The organism is Neorhizobium sp. R1-B, assembly GCF_004368875.1.
Taxonomy (GTDB): Bacteria; Pseudomonadota; Alphaproteobacteria; order Rhizobiales; family Rhizobiaceae; genus Neorhizobium; species Neorhizobium huautlense.
On the sequence record NZ_SOEM01000004.1, the window covers coordinates 81,493 to 98,520 of the forward strand.

Sequence of the window (17,028 nt, forward strand, 5' to 3'; positions counted from 1 at the left end):
GGGAGGAGAGACATGGCTTCGATAGGATTGCAGAATATCAGGAAGAGCTACGGCAGCCTTCCGGTCATCCACGGAGTGGACGTCGCCATCGAAGACGGCGAATTCATCATTCTGGTCGGCCCCTCGGGCTGCGGAAAATCCACCCTGCTCAGAATGATAGCCGGGCTGGAATCGATCAGCGACGGTCGGCTCTTGATCGGGGGAGCCGTGGTCAACGGCCTCAGGTCCAAGGATCGCGACATTGCGATGGTGTTCCAGAATTATGCTCTCTATCCCCATCTCACCGTCGCGGAAAACATGGGTTTTTCGCTGAAGCTACGTGGCGTGGCCAAGGACGAGATCGCGCGGAGGGTCGACAATGCGGCAAAGGTCCTGGCGCTTGAGTCTTATCTCGACCGCCATCCGCGCCACCTCTCCGGCGGTCAGCGCCAACGCGTGGCCATGGGCCGGGCCATCGTGCGCGATCCCAAGGTCTTCCTGTTCGACGAGCCGCTCTCCAATCTCGACGCAAAGCTCAGGGTCGCGATGCGGGCGGAAATCAAGGAACTGCACCAGCGACTGAAGATCACGACGGTCTATGTTACTCACGATCAGACGGAGGCGATGACGATGGCGGACCGTATCGTCGTCATGCGCGATGGCATTGTCGAGCAGGTCGGCACACCGCTCGACATTTACGACAATCCCGCCACCACCTTCGTTGCCGGCTTCATCGGCATGCCCGCCATGAACCTGATCAAAGGCCGCGTACAAGCCGACGGTCCCAGGACGTTTCGCACGACGGCCGGCGTCCCGCTACCGCTGCCAGCGGAGCGGACGCCGCTCTGCGGAGATCGCGAACTGATTTACGGCGTCCGGCCGGAAAAACTTTCTATCGTGGCGCAAGGGGGCATTCCCGCGCGCGTCGCCGTGGTTGAGCCAACCGGATCGGAAACGCAGGTCATCGTCCGGGTGGAAGAGCAAGATTTAACCGTGCTGCTGCGCGAGCGCGTCGCGCTGCGCCCTGGTGAGACGATATTCCTTGATGTCAATGCAACAGACATTCACCTTTTCGACGCTGCGACCGGCCGGCGCCTTCAGGCAACACAAAACACTGCCACGCGTATCGTTGATCGGGTTGGCGCAGGTTCGTAGTCGTCTCGCAGGTAACTGTCTTGCAGGCAGGCGCTGAGCATCGATCACCTTGCCTACGGAGGTGGCCTTATGCGGCGCGGCATGAGCAGGCGCCGATCAGGCCGGCGAAACACGCCGCCCAACCAGGTCTGGCAAGCGGAGCCAGATCTCCGTCCCAAAGGCGTCAAAGGCAGTATCGCTCCAGCAGCGCAACCGCCGACTTCAGCCCTTCCTCCTGCCTGACCTGCTCGCCCAGCGAGGCGGCGCGATCGCGAAGCAAAGGAGCGTCCATCGCGTCGATTGCGCCGGCTATTGCGTCTGTCGTGATGCGCTTCCTTGACAACGGGGGCGGAGAGACGCCGAGATCGTACATCCGGCGCGCCCAGAATGGCTGATCGCCGAAGAACGGACATATGGCGCAGGGGATGCCTGCCTTCGCTGATGCCATAGTCGTTCCGGCGCCACCGTGATGCAGAGCCGAATGCGCGAACGGTAGAATGCGATCGTGCGGTGCATCTTGGAGGACATAGAGGTCAGGATCCTGCAACGAAGGGGAGATCGCGCCCCCTCCGCTCAACAGAAGGCCGCGCCGGCCGGTCAGGCGAAGAGCTCCGACGATTGCTTCGGTCAGCGTTCCAGACGACATTGCCGGCATGCTGCCGAACCCAACATAGACCGGGGCGCTCCCACCAGCGATAAAATCCTGCAGCGTGGACGGCATCGCCCAGTCTGGTCTTTCGAGGAACCAGGGACCGGTTACATGAACATCTTTGTCCCAGTCGGCGGGAATGGGAATTATGTGGCGACTATATGAGTATAGGGTTGCCTTTGGGCGGAGTGTTTGCGGACTGTCCGGGAGCAAACTCAGATGCTGGTGGCGCCACTTTGAAACCGTTCTGGCGAACAGACGCTGGCTGCCCCATGCGACGGCCCTGTGGCTGAGCCTGTTTAATGGGCCCAGAGAGCGGAAAGGAAGAATGGGGCTGGGAAAGGCTGACGTAGGCGTCAGGACGGGCAACGGCGCAGCGAGGATTGGGATCGAGCCAAGCTGTTCTGCTATATGAAGCGCGGCCAGCGACTTCGGATGGTAGACGATAGCATCCGGACGGAAATCCCGAGCCGCTTCCCATTCTGCAAGAAGAAGACCTTCGATCAATGGGCGGATATTTTTGAGCAGTCTGAGACCCGCTGCAAAACCCTCGCCCCCTTCAATCGCTGCTTTCCCCTCGGGCGTGTCGATAAGTGCCACCAGGTCTCCTGGCAGGGCCACATATGCAATCTCCCGATCTTTGGCGAGCGAAGCATATTGAACGGGTCCGGCAAGCTGGACATCGTGTCCGGCTGACCGCAATGCCAGAGCAAAGGCGACAAATGGCTGGACGTCGCCGCGCGTGCCGTAAGTATGGATCGCAACACGCATGTTATCCCTCGCCACCCTTGATGTGCAGCGTATTTAACGTGCGCACGCAGAATAACGAGACCACGTCTCGAAACAACGATGTTGCCGCCATTGAAGCGGTGTCCTGGAGGGACAAATCGATGTAGGTATGGAGTGAACCTCCGCTTAATCCCGCAGGCATATGGAAACTTCGCTTTATCTGCCCGTCAAAGGCTTTCTCGAACAGGCAGGTTACGTCGTCAAGGGCGAGGTTGGCGGCTGCGATCTCGTCGGCTTGAGCGACAGTGATCCGGCTGTTGTGGTGATCTGCGAGTTAAAATTGAGCTTCAACCTGGAGCTCATACTGCAAGCCGTCGATCGCGCAGCTGTTGCTGACGAGGTCTGGATCGCGGCGCGAGTATCGGCCAAGGGCAAAGGTCGCGAGGCGGACAAGCGCTACCGCGATCTCTGCCGCAGGCTCGGAATCGGCATGCTCGGCATTTCCGATGCCGGTGACGTCAGCGTTATCGTCGGCTCCATATCGCCAATGCCGCGCACCAATCCGAAACGGCGTTCGAAGCTGATGCGCGAACACCAGAGGCGGCGCGGCGACCCGGCAGTAGGCGGGAGCACGCGCGCGCCCGTCATGACCGCGTACCGCCAGCAGGCGCTCGGTTGTGCAGCAGCGTTGGCATCAGGACCGCTGCGTGTGCGTGAAATCAAATCCGGCATACCGGATGCCGGAAAAATCCTGCTTTCGAATGTCTATGGCTGGTTTGAACGGCTCGATAGAGGCGTTTACGGCTTGACCGACGCTGGGCGGGAGGCGCTGCAGCGATGGCCGCAGCAGGACATGCAGTCAACAACGGCCGTACCGGCTTGATTTGCCTCGGGCGCCTGGGCGATGCTGTCCGTCACGTGAGGAAGCACCGCCCACTCTTTACTCATCCAGAAGCAAGATCAGCTGCGGGGCTGCAGCAGCGCCAAGGCGACCGTCGATGCGGCCAGGACGGCGGTAAGGACCAAGGGCCCCATAGCGCCATAGTGGTCCACAACGTAACCCCCGAAAACCGCTCCGATACTGATGGCCACCTGGAAAGAGACGACCATCAGGCTTCCCGCTGCCTCCAGAGCGTCGGGTGCCTCGCGGGAAAGATTGGTAGGCAGTACCACCGGCGCCATGCCGAAGGCGAAGCCCCAGAGCGTGACGAAGCTGAAGGCAACGCCAATATGGGCGCCCCAAAGCACCAATGCGAGCGCCGCAAACGCCATCAACACGGCGGTGACTGCGAGTGCCATGTGGATGTTGGCGTCCGCCAGTCGGCCACCGGCAATGTTACCGATCACAGCGGCAATGCCAAAACCGAGCAGCGCCAAGGCAATCGGTCCGGTTTCAAGGAGCGTCACTTGTTCGAGGAAGGGACGCACATAAACCGAGCCAGCAAAATGCCCCGTCATCAGCAAAAGGATGGCCAGCATTCCCAATTGAACGCCACGCCGGCGTGTCAGCCGGAAAACATCGGCGAGACTGTTGCTTGTATTTGCAGGCAGCGTTGGCAGGCTGAGTACCTGCAGCAGCATGGCCAGCGCGGCAAGCCCCGCTGTCATAGCCATGGCGCTGCGCCAGCCCAGCCAGTCGCTGATCAAGGCGCCCATTGATGGTGCAGCTATGGTGGCGAGCGAGACGCCGAGGGTGACGATGGCCATGCCCCGACCCGTCGCATTGGCGCCCACCAGTCTCGCCACGACCGCGACCGAAAGCGCCCAAAAGCCGCTAAGCGCGATGCCCAACCCGGCCCGGCCCAACAACAACAGCCAGAAATCGGTCGCCAGCGCGGCAAGAATATTGGAACCGATCGCCAGCGCACTTAGGCCGACCAGCACCGTCTTGCGGTTCAATTTGCCTATGAGAACATTGCTCAGGAGCGCCGTCACCGCGCCGACGGAAGCCGTGGCGGTGACGACCTGTCCGGCCGTTCCCTCGGTAATGCCGAGATCGCGCGCCATGGGCGTCAACAGACCCGCCGGCAGGAATTCGGCCGATACCAGAGCAAAGCTGGTAGCCGCCATCGAAAGAACGGCGAACCAGGTGGCCCCGCTCCATGCGACTGGCTCGGCGGCATCAAGGTCCATCGTGGTGGATTCAAGCTGTGAAATTGTGTCCGTCATTGAGATATCCCTTTAGCTCAAGGGAAATTTCATAACCGAACCCTTTAGGATGATATGTAGCTTAAAATCCGAAATCCATATCAATTCGTCCGGAACTTGTGCGACGCACAAGGCCTGGTGAGACGCTCGTGAGGCGCTTGAACGCACGAGCGAAGGAAGCCTCGGATTCATAGCCCAGACGCGAGGCAACCTCGGCAACCGACAGGCCGTTTTGGCCCAACAATTCGCGGGCGAGCTGCATACGTAGACGCGCGAGATAACGCGCCGCGCCTTCCCCTAAAACAGCGCTGAAGCGTTCAGCAAAGACGGATCGCGATTGGCCTGCCACGCCAGCGAGACTTTCGAGAGTCCAGTCATGGCCGGGGTCTCGGTGCATCGCTACCAGAACGCGGCCGATATGAGGATCGCGGATGGCGGCGAGCCAGCCGGTAGTCGAGGCTCCGCTGCAATTGACCCAGCAGCGGATAAGCCGCGCAACGAGCAGGTCCGCCATACGTGACAAGACGGTGGCGCTGCCCATTTGAGGCTGTGCAGCTTCCGCCGTCATAGCTGCAAGCAGGGGGCCAACAATGGGATCATTGCCAGCCACATCGCAGCCTTTGATCATTGGCGGCATCAAAGCAATCAAGGGATTAAGTGCATTCGCCCCCAAAACCATGGAGCCGCAGAAGAGGGTGCTGGTCGCACCCGTTCCTTGCTGCACCACTTCGCAGACGTTGCTCCCCAACTTGGTCACCTGGCAACTTTTGAGTGAATCGCCGACAACATCCGGTGCGCTGGCCAATCGATGCGCGATGCCTTGCGGCAGCAGCATCAGATCGCCTTCATTCAACTCCTGCCATCCCTGGGCTTCGGTATGAATCCAGCATGGACCCTGGCTGACAAAGTGAAAACGAAGCAGCTGCTGTTGCGTAAAGGCGATGCTCCATGGATGCCGGAGTTCGCAGCGCCCATAATTCACCCCACTCAAGCGAAAGTCTTGCAGCACTTCGCTTAGTGCATCCATCGGAATGTGTGAAGGCGACGGCGGCCGGGACAAATGATCAAGCATTTGGCAAATTTAGGTGCAGAGCGTCCGGCTTGCAAGTCCAAACCTTGGCGAGCTTTCTGCGTTGCTTTTCGCGAAATCGTCGCCAGTCAGGCGTCTGGATTGAGCGTCTTGAGAGCGTCCGCTTCGCTTCTCTTCAAATGCCGGGTCATATCGTATGTTTCTGATCGACCTTGGCAACGAAGAAGAATTGATAGTGCAGAAGATGTCTCATCTTCCTTGGCCCAGGCGACAAATTGATCGGGTCGAACAAGCACATAACGCGCTTTGTAAGCGGATCTGGCCTCATCGCTGTCATCTGTGACGATCTTGAGTGGTAGATCCAGGCGTTCCGCGCCAATCCTGAAATCATCTAAAAGAGCAGGACTGGCTTTGAATGCGAGCAGCGTGAAACCGGGGCCGAGTTCTTCGTAGATATTGCGGCCTGAGGACAGCATCTGAGGAGGCAGGTGATGTCCGGCTTTGGCGCGCAGTTCGTGGCCACCGATGGCATTCGGCATGCCCTCGAAATCACTCCAGATGACAGGAGAGCCCCGGTAGTTGGGCTCGAAAGCATTCACTTCCGCACGCGCCCCGGATCCCCGTGCCTGCCATTCCGCCTCGAATGCCGGACGGTCGCGGGCAGGGTCGAATGCCTCCAGGAAAGCCCTGTCGCTCTCGATCGCCTTCCCGATAAAATCGCGGGCAGTGGATATGAAGACCGGCCGGCGTTCCATATCATAGCTGTCGAGCAGGCGTTCTCCACCCCAGCCCTGTAGCGTGGCTGCAAGCTTCCAGCCGAGATTTCGGGCATCCTCGAAACCGGTATTGATCCCGTAGCCACCATAGGGCGGGTGGCTATGGGCCGCGTCACCCGCGATAAAGATCCGGCCATTGCGATAGCTGTCGGCGGTCGCGATCCGCAGATCCCAAAAACCAACATGCTCGAATTCTATGTCGAATTCCGCTCCGACGGCCCGGTGGAGATAGTTGGCGAAGTCGAAGTTTTCCTTTGTGGTTCCAGGCGGTACCGGCGCGTGAAAGAACCAGGTTTTGCCGAGGTCCACGCGGCCGAAGAACTGCCAATAGCCCTTCAGGTCCGGATGCAGGACATTGTAGAAGGACTTGCCTGGAAAACGCTTCAGGAGTTCGTGAAGCCCGGTCGAGCGGAACACCAGTAGCACCATCAGCCGGTCGTGGTCGGATTTGGTCTGGGTGATGCCTGCCTTTTCGCGGATAACGGATCGACTGCCGTCGCAGCCCACGGCATAGGCGGCGCTGAGACTGCGCTGTTCGCTTCCGTCACGGCTGGTGATCGTGACCGTCACCCCGTCCTCGTCCTGCCTCACGTCCTCGCCGGTCCAGCCATAGAAGAGCTCCACCGCTGGCAACTCCCGCACCCGTTCGCGCAGGACCTCCTCCGTGCGGTACTGCGGCAGGCGTTCGTTCTCGGTGAAATAGTAGGGGCGGACCAGTTCGCGCTGGAGCCAATCGTAGTGATAATCGCCGAGCAATGAACCATAGGCGGTGAGGCCGCCGATCCCATATTCCTTTGGCACGGTGCGGGCGGCGCGCAACTGTTTCTCCGCCCCCCAGAAGTGGAAGTGCTCCATCGTCCGCTGCGTCAGGTTCTGACCTTTGGGCACCTGTTGGGGAGAGGGGTAGCGTTCGACCAGGATGGTGTGGATGCCCCGCTGACCGAGCTCGATCGCCAGGCCCGTACCAACCGGACCGCCACCGACAATGACAACGTCTGCCGTTTTCTTCTGCATTTCCAAATACCTGTCGCTCAGGAGTTGCCGCAATCAGACGGCGCCGGCCTCGAGGTAGACGTGCTTGGTCTCGAGAAAATCGTTGAGGCCCTCCGGTCCATGAAGCCGCCCAAGACCCGAATGGCGATAGCCGCCGGTTTCGCCCTCGGCAAAAAGCCGGCCGTGGCAGTTGAGCCAGACTGTGCCGGCACGAATGGCACGGGAAACGCGGGTCGCGCGGTTGAGGTCGCGGGTGAAGAGGCTGGCTGCCAGACCGTAATGGGTGGCATTGGCCTTCGCGACTGCCTCCTTTTCGTCCTCGAAGCCCTCGATTGACACGATCGGGCCGAACAACTCTTCCTGCACCAGTTCCGATTGAAGGTTATCGATGCGGAAGAGACTGGGCGTCATGAAGGCGCCTTGGCCGAGCGGCTCGCCGCGCAGGACAAGCTCTCCCTCGTCCGCCGCTTGCTCGATGATGGAGGCAACACGCTTCTGGTTAGGCAGATCTATCAGCGATCCCATCTGGCTCTGCGGATCGGCTCCCGGCCCGGTGCGAACGGCGGAAAAGGCGGCCTTCATCCTTGCGGTGAACTCCTGCTCGATCGATTTGTGCACGAGAAAACGCGCGGCAGCGACGCAGATCTGCCCCGCCATCATCAGCGAACCGCTCGTCAGCTCGCGCACGGCCTGATCGAGATCGGCGTCATCGAAGACCACAGCCGGAGCTTTTCCGCCCAGTTCAAGCGACAGACGCTTCAAGGTGGGCGCCGCGCCAGCCATGATGCGCTTGCCCGTGGCGCTCGAGCCAGTGAAGCTGATGACGTCTACGTCGTCGGAAGCAACCAGCGCTTCGCCTACTTCGGTGCCGTTCTCGTTTACCGAATTGACCACGCCCTTCGGCAGGGAGGGGCAGTCGTGAAGGCATTGCATGACGCGCTGGTGAATGAGTGGTGTCTGTGGTGCGGGCTTGATAACGGTCGTGCAGCCGGCTGCGAGTGCCGGACCAAGCGAGCGGACCAGAAGCGTAACCGGGGCGTTCCAGGGGACAATGATTGCTGCGACGCCGGCGGCTTCGCGGTTCATCATCGAGAAATTGCCCGGCGCGGTTTCGATCGTGCGGCCAAGGATGGTGCGCGCAAGGCCGCCGTAATAGCGGGCCTCCGAGATCGCGCCGATCGTTTCCCCGAGCGCTTCGCGCCTCAGCTTGCCGTTTTCGGCGACGATGAGGTCGGCGATCTCGTCGCGCGCGGCTTCCAGCCGGTCGGCGAATTCGAACAGCACCGCCGCGCGCAGGCGAGGGGAGGAGGCCCAGTCGGTCTGGTCAAAGGTCTGGCGCGCAACGGCCACGGCCTGATCGGCGAGAGCCCTGGTGCCCGGCACGTAATGGCCGAGAACGCTGCCGTCGGCCGGGTTGGTGCTTTCGGCAGTTCCGCCGTCGGCGATCCATTCGCCATTGATGTAGTTGTCGGCTCTCCCAAGTTCCGCCAGCATCGTGAACTCCATCAGATGTTGAGGCCGAGCAACGCGACGGCATTGTCCTGGAAGAGCTTGCGCCGCACCTCGTCCGAGACGTCCAGTTCCTCCAGGATGCGGATCGTCTCGCGGATGTACATCGGACCGCCCTCGGGATCGAAGGGGGCATCGGACGCAAAGAGTACGTGGTCCTCGCCAAAGAACTCGATCGCGTGCTTGATCGCCATGCGGGATCCGAAGCTTGCCGTATCGGCGTAGAAGTCCTTGAAATATTCAAGGTGCGGCCGCTTGAGCGAGCGGCGGACCGCAGCGAGATCGCGATCCGTCGTGCGCTTGCCCATCTGGTCCCAGCCGGGGCCGACCCGACCTTCGAAGAAGGGGATCATGCCGCCGGCGTGATGGGTGATGACCTTGAGGCCCGGATATTTGTCGAAGAGGCCGGAGAAGACCAGGCGCGCCATTGCCGCAGAGGTCTCGTAGGGCCAGCCGAAGGTCCACCAGATCTCGTACTCGGAGCGTTTTTCGCTGAGATAATCGGGAAAGTTTTCGCCGCGCGCAGGGTGCAACCAGACCGGTTTGCCGGCGGAGGCCATATACTCGAAGAATGGCCCGAATTCCGGCAGGTCCAGCGGCTTGCCGCCGACATTGGTGAAGATCTGCATGCCAACGGCACCGAGTTCCTCGATCGCGCGCTTGGCCTCAGCCACGGCCGTGTCAGGATTGCTGAGTGCTGCGGTGCCGATGAAGGCGGGAAAGCGTTCCGGGTATTTCAGGCAGAGTTCGGCCATGGAATCCGAGCCGATCCGGCTGAGATCGAGCGCCTTTTCCGGCCCGGCGAGCTTTTCTAGCGGAGGTGAGGCGAGCGACAGGACCTGCTGGTAGTCCTCTCCGAACATATCCATCACCTCAAAACGCCGGTCGAGCTCCGTCATCATAGGCACGGCGCCGGAACGCATGGTGATGTCCGTCATCGCGCCGATATGGTCGATCAGCGCGTCGAAGAAGGGCTTCGGCCAGATGTGATTGAAAATGTCGATCTTCTTCATGGGAGACCTCCTCCTAGCCGTCCTGCAGGCGCCGGCGGGCATACTCGCCAGATCCTTTTCCAAATGGGGAGCCTGCCGTTGCGACGTCGACACAGCTCCTCCTCCCTTGGCCCCCAAGATGCTGGGGCGGGAAAGTCAAGTCAACACATTTTCTCTCTATATGAGATTTATTGCGTGGTAGCCTGATGTCGGTGGGATGCCAGTGCAGCGCTGATCTCGCTGCCTGAACGGCGAACGTGCTGCCCGATCTCGTCAATCGTCGTGCCGTTGACGAGGCTGCCGGAAATGGTGACGCAAACGCTTGCAATCGGGCTCCGGCCTGCATCGAAGACGGGGGCGGCTATTCCGACTACGCCTGGCGTCACCTCGCCATAGGCAACCGCAAACCCCGCCTTTTTGACCCGTTTTAGGCTTTCCAGTACTTCTTCTATAGTGCTTCCTAGGCCGACTGCCTTCATGTCCGCCATTGCCCTTTCGATCAGCGGCACGAGATGCCGCTTGGGAAGAAAGGCCATGATCGAGCGCCCGATCGCGCCGCGGCTCAAGGGCATCGGACGGCCGCGGGGATAGGAACTGACGGGGTTCTTCACCGAACTGCGCGAATCGACACAAAGGATCTTTTCGCCGTACCAACGCACGACCAATGCGGTACAGCTGTATCGCGAAGTGAGATTCTCGAGATGTGGGGCGCCATTCAAGATCAGTGTGTCGGACTTCCTCAGGAGATAGTCCAGTTCAACGATCTTCGGCCCGAGCGTGAAACCCGTGTTCGGCATTGAGGTGAGAAGCCCCGCCGATTTCAGGATCTTGAGATAGCGATAGAGGGTGGGGCGGCTATAGCCCAACACCTCCATCATTTCTTCCGGCGTCCATTCGAGGCGATCTTCGCTGAAGACCTCCAGAACGGCCTGCAGACGTTCGAGACTATTGATCGCCTTTGTCGTCAAGTTATTGCATGCTCCACCACTTTTCTCCCGGTGACATAGGCGAATATCATCGCGGGTATCCCTACCACAAGTCCCACGGCATCGGTGTAGATCGCTCCCGGGAATGCGCCTGCGGGGATGAGCGAAAGGATGCCAGAGACGGCGAAAACGATCCGCATCAACGTAGATAAGCGGCTCGCGAAGTAACCGGCGAGTGCTGCCGACACCAGCCACATGCCGAACGTCGCGGTAAGGACCGCCCACGCCACCTCGCCAGTCTCTCCGATCAGCAGCAAGCTGGGGGAGTAGGCGAACATGAACGGGATCACGAAAGCGATCCAGCCGAACTTGCACGAGGCAAGCCCAGTCTTGATCGGATCAGCTTTGGCGATGCTGGCTGCGGCGAAGGAAGCGAGCGCAATCGGGGGCGTGATCATCGACATCATGCCGAAGTATAGAACGAAGAGGTGGGCCGCCATCGGATGCAAGCCGACCTCGACCAGCGCGGGTGCAACCAGCGAAGCCAGCAGTACGTAAACGGCCAGCGTTGGTAGGCCCATGCCGAGGATTATGCAGACGATGGCGGACATCAGCAGCAGGACGATCGCGCTGCCGCCGCCGAGCTGCACGAGAGCGTAGGTGAGATTGAAACTTAGGCCCGTGATATTCATCACGCCGATAACAATACCGGCGGCGGCCGAGATGACGATGATCTCGACGACGGATTCCCCTGTTTCCACGATTGTGTCGAGGAGTTGGCGGACGGATGCACGCATGCCGTCGTAACCGAAGACGGCGGCTGTCGCCACGACACTGGCGCAGGCAAGGAAGGCAGCGCGTTCTGGGAGCCAGTTCATTCCAAAGAGCGCATAGATCAGCAATCCGAAGGCGATCAGGAAGTGGAGGCCGCCCATGATCGTACGGCGGCTAGGGATCTGATCCTCCGGAGCGCTTTTGATACCTAGTTTGGCCGCTTCGAGGTCGGCCTGGATGAACAATGCGCCATAGTAGAGCAGGGCCGGGACAAGAGCCGCGAGCGCCACGTCTGCATAAGGTACCTGCAGGAATTCGGCCATCAGAAAGGCAGCAGCGCCCATGACGGGCGGCATCAGCTGTCCGCCGGTTGAAGCCACCGCCTCGATGGCGCCAGCCTTGTGCGCGGGATATTTGTCACGTTTGATCATGGGGATAGTGACAACGCCCGTTGCTACGACATTGGCGACAGCGGAGCCGGAGATCGAGCCGAACAGGCCCGACGCCACGACGGCGATCTTCATCGAGCCGCCGCGATAGCGCCCCATTGAGAGGAGCGCAGCATCCGTGAAGAATTTTGCGCCGCCGGTTGCTCCCAAGAGCGCGCCGAAGAATATAAAGGCCACCACGATCGTGGCGCCGACGGAGAGGGACAATCCGAAAACGCCATTGACATCGTAGGCCATGTAGCCTGCAAGCTTCTGCCAGTCCTGCGGACGGCCTGCCAATCGCCCCGGAACGATGTTTCCGAACATCGCATAGAGCAGGAATACGATCATGATGACGACGAGAACCCAGCCCGTGGATCGCCGCAAACCCTCGAGAAGCAGCACCAGCAGGATAATACCTGGCAGCCAAGCCTCGATCGGACGGGTGAATACGAAATTCACCACCGTAGCATAGTTGATGGCGATATAGGCGCAGGCTGTGAGGCTGAGGATCGCGCCGGCGACGTCATACCAGGGCAACGCCTGATCTGTCCGTTTCTCGCGATCAGGCCGATAGAGCATGAATGCGAGGGGCAGGGTCAACGCCAGGATGACGGCGAGGAACTGCTGCGGATAATAGGAGACGCCCATCATCCGGGGCACGTCCAGAGACCACGCCATCGCCGATAGGGTGACGGCTGCGGCAAGCGCAGCAGCCACAGGTCTCCATAGGCGGGCGGGAACGCCGAAATCGGGCTCCCTCGTGCGTTCCGCGTCCATGGCGGTCACTCTTTCCAAAGCCCGACTTCCTTGTAGAAGCGGATAGCGCCCGGATGATATTCTCCCGGCGCGGTCTCGCCCACCATGTTCTTGGGCTGGAATTCGCCGAAGGGCGGAAAGGCGGCTTTCATCGCTTCCTTGCTCTCATAAAGGATCTTCGTCATTTTATAGACGGCTTCCTCGTCTGCGGCGGAGTTTGTGAAGACAAGCTGCGGATAGGCGATGTAGGTGCCGGCTTCGCGTACGCCCGGAGTGGCCGGGCCGGGCTCCATCTTCACGACATATCCTGACTTCCAATGCTTTCGGATGGCGGCCTTCGCTTCCTCCGTGTCCGGTATAGTCAGCGCCCTTAGACCGCCCACGGCGGCGTCAGCCTCGCGCACCTTGCCTGCGCCATGGGCGAAGATGAAGCCGGCGCTCTGGCCAGAGATAAATGCATCTGCGCCTGCCACGACGCTCGGGACCTGAACAGGCCGCATATCCGCACGCGTCAACCCGGCGGTCGCATAGATGGCGTCGAGCTGCGGCAGGATCGTCTGTTGCGCCGTATAACCGTCGACCATAGGCTTGCCCTTAAGGTCGGCGATTGTCTTTATGTCGCTGTCGGCCCGCACGAAGATCGCTTCCTTGATCGGCATGATGAGCCCGACAATACGAAGGTTTTCGTTGACGCTGCCGGAAAACCAGGCCTCGCCTTTCAGGGCATTATTGAACTCCTCCAGATTGCCGACACCGAATTCGACGTCGTTTTGATTGACCAGCGGCATGTATTGGTTCGGGCTGGTTGCTGGCTGGATTGTCGCATTCAATCCCGCGTCGTTGGCCGCCTTCGCCACCGCCGTACCGATATTGTGGAAAATCGAGCCGGGATTTGAAGTTGCGATACCGACGGTCTGGGCGGACGCACTGCCGAACATGACGAGTCCAGCCGCCAGAGCGGCGGCAAACAACTGCTGCTTCATGATTTTCTCTCCTCCGCTTGTTTCCTCCATCGGCCAAGCAACCGACATAAAATCTCATTAAGAGAGATTATTGATCGATCATCTCTTGCATTTTGATAATTTACAAGTGCATTTTTGAGGTGACGCGAGTTGGTCGGGACGGCCGGGCGGGGCTGATAAACGGACACTGGGAGGACCTCATGGACGAAGCGACTGAAGGAACGGAGGTCCAAACGCTGACGACGGGCGCGGAATCCCTCCTTTTGGGGCTCAAGCGCAATGGCATCGATTACATCTTCGCCAATGCCGGTACGGACTTTCCGCCGATTATCGAAGCCTTTGTGTCGCTTGATAAAAGCTCCGTTCCCGAACCTATCACGGTCCCGCATGAGACTGCGAGTGTTGCCATGGCCCACGGTTATTACCTCGTCACCGGCCGGCCGCAGGCGACGATGGTGCATGTCAATGTCGGCCTGGCAAATTCCGTCATGGGAGTGATCAATGCGGCGAGCGACAACGTTCCCGTGGTGGTGCTTTCAGGGCGTACGCCGATCACCGAAAGCGGCCGCCGCGGTACCAGAGTGACGCCCATCCAGTATGGGCAGGAGATGTACGATCAATCCTCGATGGTAAGCGACGTCACCAAATTTCACTATGAAATGCGCTACCCGGAGCAGGGCGAGATCCTTGCGACCCGTGCGACGCGCCTTGCGATGAGCGAGCCGCGCGGGCCGGTCTATGTCAGCCTTCCACGGGAGCCTTTGATGGACGCTGTCCCGCCTATTGCCGGGCAGTCGGTTTCCCCGCAAGCGGTATCGTCGGTCGCCTATCCCGACCCGGAGGCGATCCGAACGGCTGCTGCCTGGCTTGCCGCGGCTCGCGCGCCGCTTGTCATATGCCAGCGCAGCGGTCCCGATGGAAAGGCGGCCGCGGAAATCCTTCGATTTACGGAGGAGTTCGCCATCCCGGTCGTCGAGCCCTACACGGTGCGAAACGTGATGCCGTCGGAGCACTCGATGTTTCTCGGCTATGACGTCAAGGCGCCGCTCAAGGAGGCGGACGTCGTGCTGGTGATCGACAGCGCCATTCCCTGGATGGAGTCGCTCCACCGCCCGGACAGTAATACGCGGGTAATCCAGATAGGGCCCGATCCGCATTTCCAGCGCATGCCGATCCGCGGTCATCGCAGTGATCTTGCGATCGTCAGCGATCCGGCCGCGGCCATGGCCGCGCTTCGCGAGGCGGTGCGGCCGTTGGCGGGCGGTGCCGAGGAGCGGCGGAGGATGATCGCCGCGCGGGCGCAGCAGCGCGTGGAGCGCGCCGCCGCACTGGCTGCTGCAGGGTGTGAGAGCCCGATGTCCGCCGAATGGATGAGCCGCTGCATTTCCGAGGCGATCGACAGTCGGGCGGTGATTTTTTCTGAACTCGGCGTCGTACCGGAGGTGATGAAGGTGAGCGGTCCCAATCGCATCTTCAACAATCCGCATTCCGGCGGGCTTGGATGGGGACTGCCGGCAGCGCTCGGAGCGCAGCTTGCCGACCGCAACAGGCTCTGCATCGCCTGTATCGGCGATGGTTCCTATATGTTCGCCAATCCTGTTGCATGTCATCAGATTGCAGAGGCACTGGAACTCCCTATTCTAACAATCGTCAAAAACAACGGCATTTGGAACGCGGTCCGCCGGTCCGTCGTCAGCAGTTATCCGGATGGGGCGGCAGTTATGGCGAACAAGATGCCTCTCGTCTCGCTTGAACCTTCTCCGGACTACAGCGCGATCGCGGCCGCAAGCCGAGCTTACACTGAACGGGTCGAGCACGGGCGCGACCTTCCGGGGGCACTGGAGCGCGCCATTGGCGTGATCCGCAAGGAGAAAAGGCAGGCGATGCTCGAACTCAGGATTGCCGTTTCAGACGACCGCTGAAATCGGCGTAAGCCCAAATTCTCACGACGGCTTTTATCTTTTCAGTCAGACGCGTGCTTTGGTAGTATTGCGCTAATCAGCGAAAGCATCACGTGGAGTGACTGCTCTCAAAGACTCGTGGATACCGTCGGAGCAGTTCAGCTATGCGGAAATCCGTCTTGATATGGGGTGCCGCCGCGGTTGCCACTCTTGGCATGGCAGGTTTTGGCGGTTGGATGATCAGCCTGCCGTCTGGTACGAGGGCTGCAAATGCACCCCTCGTACCGCAGGCGGAGGCGGACGCGATGCTTGCTTCGCTCAGGCCAACCAAGCGCGAGCGGCCGCTTGTCGCGGTCATCGGCATCAACGATGCCACCGAAACGACCGACTATCTCGTACCTACCGGCATCCTGCGGCGGGCGGACGTCGCCGACGTGATGATGCTGGCAACCAGGCCGGGGCCGGTTCAGCTCTATCCGGCCCTGAAGGTCGAGCCGGACGCGACGATCACGGAGTTCGACGCCAACCATCCCGACGGAGCGGACTACGTCATCGTGCCCGCCATGAGCCGCGACGACGATCCGGCAGCGCTTGCATGGCTACGGAGCCAGGCGGAGAAGGGCGCGAAGATCATTGGTATCTGCGCCGGCGCCAAGGTCGTCGGCGCTTCAGGTCTTCTCGATGGGCGGCGCGCCACCACCCACTGGTATTACCTGAGTGAAATGCTTCGCCGCAGCCCGACGATCGAATATGTAGCCGATCGCCGTATGGTGTCGGACGGAAACGTCGCCACGACAACCGGCATCACCGCCTCAATGCCGATGATGTTGACGTTGATCGAAGCGATCGCTGGCCGAATTAAGGCCGAAGCGGCGGCTCGTGATCTCGGGCTCGAGCGGTGGGATGCGCGGCATGCCAGCGCTGCTTTTAAACTGACTCGACCGTTTGCGACGACCGTACTTGCCAACCAGGTGGCCTTGTGGAACCGGGATGAGCTCGGCATCCGCGTCGAGCCGCGCATGGATGAGGTGTCGCTTGCCCTGGTGGCCGATGTCTGGTCGCGGACCTACCGTTCGAGCGTCACGATCTTTTCCACCTCGACGGATGTCGTAGAAACGCGCAGCGGTATTCGTGTCATGCCGGACCAGGTGCGTGTGAACTGGCCAGAAGGGCGTCGCGCGTCGACCTTTCCCGACCGGAAGCCGGCGGATGCGCTCGATCAGGCGCTGGAGGCGATTGCGGGGCGCTACGGTCACCCCACCACCAATGTGGTCGCCATGCAGCTCGAATATCCGCGCTGACCACGCCCGAAGTGCCGGCTATAACCGAATGTGCGGTA

Annotated in this window: 13 protein-coding genes; 4 read left to right on the forward strand and 9 right to left on the reverse strand. The window is 60.6% G+C overall.

Going from position 1 to position 17,028, the window contains the following annotated elements:
* Nucleotides 1-12: 12 nt before the first annotated feature.
* A complete protein-coding gene (gene ugpC / locus EDE05_RS07470) occupies nucleotides 13-1,134 on the forward strand; it encodes a sn-glycerol-3-phosphate ABC transporter ATP-binding protein UgpC (RefSeq protein WP_132409549.1) in 1,122 nt (373 codons plus the stop codon).
* 163 nt (nucleotides 1,135-1,297) lie between these two features.
* Here the strand turns inward: ugpC and EDE05_RS07475 are convergent, their stop codons facing one another.
* A complete protein-coding gene (locus EDE05_RS07475) occupies nucleotides 1,298-2,533 on the reverse strand; it encodes a glycosyltransferase (RefSeq protein WP_132409547.1) in 1,236 nt (411 codons plus the stop codon).
* Between the two features lie 160 nt (nucleotides 2,534-2,693).
* Between EDE05_RS07475 and EDE05_RS07480 the strand changes: the two genes are divergently transcribed.
* Complete coding sequence (locus tag EDE05_RS07480; RefSeq protein ID WP_132409545.1) at nucleotides 2,694-3,374, forward strand: DUF2161 domain-containing phosphodiesterase; 681 nt, start codon at nucleotides 2,694-2,696, stop codon at nucleotides 3,372-3,374.
* Nucleotides 3,375-3,451: 77 nt separating this feature from the next.
* On the opposite strand, the gene EDE05_RS07485 is transcribed toward EDE05_RS07480, so the two are convergent.
* From EDE05_RS07485 to EDE05_RS07520, 8 genes are all read right to left on the reverse strand, one after another.
* Nucleotides 3,452-4,660: an MFS transporter gene (locus tag EDE05_RS07485; protein WP_132409543.1), complete on the reverse strand. Its 1,209-nt coding sequence runs from the start codon at nucleotides 4,658-4,660 to the stop codon at nucleotides 3,452-3,454.
* 61 nt (nucleotides 4,661-4,721) lie between these two features.
* The gene (locus EDE05_RS07490) at nucleotides 4,722-5,711 is read right to left on the reverse strand and encodes an AraC family transcriptional regulator (RefSeq protein ID WP_134100624.1); all 990 of its coding nucleotides are present in this window, start codon (nucleotides 5,709-5,711) and stop codon (nucleotides 4,722-4,724) included.
* A gap of 86 nt (nucleotides 5,712-5,797) precedes the next feature.
* Nucleotides 5,798-7,459, reverse strand: coding sequence for an FAD-dependent monooxygenase (locus EDE05_RS07495; RefSeq protein ID WP_132409539.1), 1,662 nt, complete (start codon nucleotides 7,457-7,459; stop codon nucleotides 5,798-5,800).
* A 33-nt stretch (nucleotides 7,460-7,492) separates the two neighbouring features.
* Nucleotides 7,493-8,932, reverse strand: a complete 1,440-nt coding sequence (locus EDE05_RS07500; protein WP_134100628.1) for an aldehyde dehydrogenase family protein — start codon at nucleotides 8,930-8,932, stop codon at nucleotides 7,493-7,495.
* Nucleotides 8,933-8,943: 11 nt separating this feature from the next.
* Nucleotides 8,944-9,960 (reverse strand): amidohydrolase family protein, encoded by a 1,017-nt coding sequence (locus EDE05_RS07505; RefSeq protein WP_105372833.1) that lies wholly within the window; start codon nucleotides 9,958-9,960, stop codon nucleotides 8,944-8,946.
* Nucleotides 9,961-10,127: 167 nt separating this feature from the next.
* Nucleotides 10,128-10,907: an IclR family transcriptional regulator gene (locus EDE05_RS07510; RefSeq protein WP_132409535.1), complete on the reverse strand. Its 780-nt coding sequence runs from the start codon at nucleotides 10,905-10,907 to the stop codon at nucleotides 10,128-10,130.
* Nucleotides 10,904-12,856, reverse strand: a complete 1,953-nt coding sequence (locus EDE05_RS07515; protein WP_245505088.1) for a TRAP transporter fused permease subunit — start codon at nucleotides 12,854-12,856, stop codon at nucleotides 10,904-10,906. The genes EDE05_RS07510 and EDE05_RS07515 overlap by 4 nt, the downstream gene beginning before the upstream one ends.
* Entirely contained in the window at nucleotides 12,853-13,809 is a 957-nt protein-coding gene (locus EDE05_RS07520) for a TAXI family TRAP transporter solute-binding subunit (protein WP_105372921.1), read from the reverse strand. The genes EDE05_RS07515 and EDE05_RS07520 overlap by 4 nt, the downstream gene beginning before the upstream one ends.
* 179 nt (nucleotides 13,810-13,988) lie before the next feature.
* Here EDE05_RS07520 and EDE05_RS07525 point away from each other — a divergent pair, with 179 nt between their 5' ends.
* Nucleotides 13,989-15,710, forward strand: coding sequence for a thiamine pyrophosphate-requiring protein (locus EDE05_RS07525; protein WP_105372830.1), 1,722 nt, complete (start codon nucleotides 13,989-13,991; stop codon nucleotides 15,708-15,710).
* A gap of 143 nt (nucleotides 15,711-15,853) precedes the next feature.
* Nucleotides 15,854-16,990, forward strand: a complete 1,137-nt coding sequence (locus EDE05_RS07530) for a DJ-1/PfpI family protein (RefSeq protein WP_134100631.1) — start codon at nucleotides 15,854-15,856, stop codon at nucleotides 16,988-16,990.
* The last annotated feature ends 38 nt before the right edge of the window (nucleotides 16,991-17,028 follow it).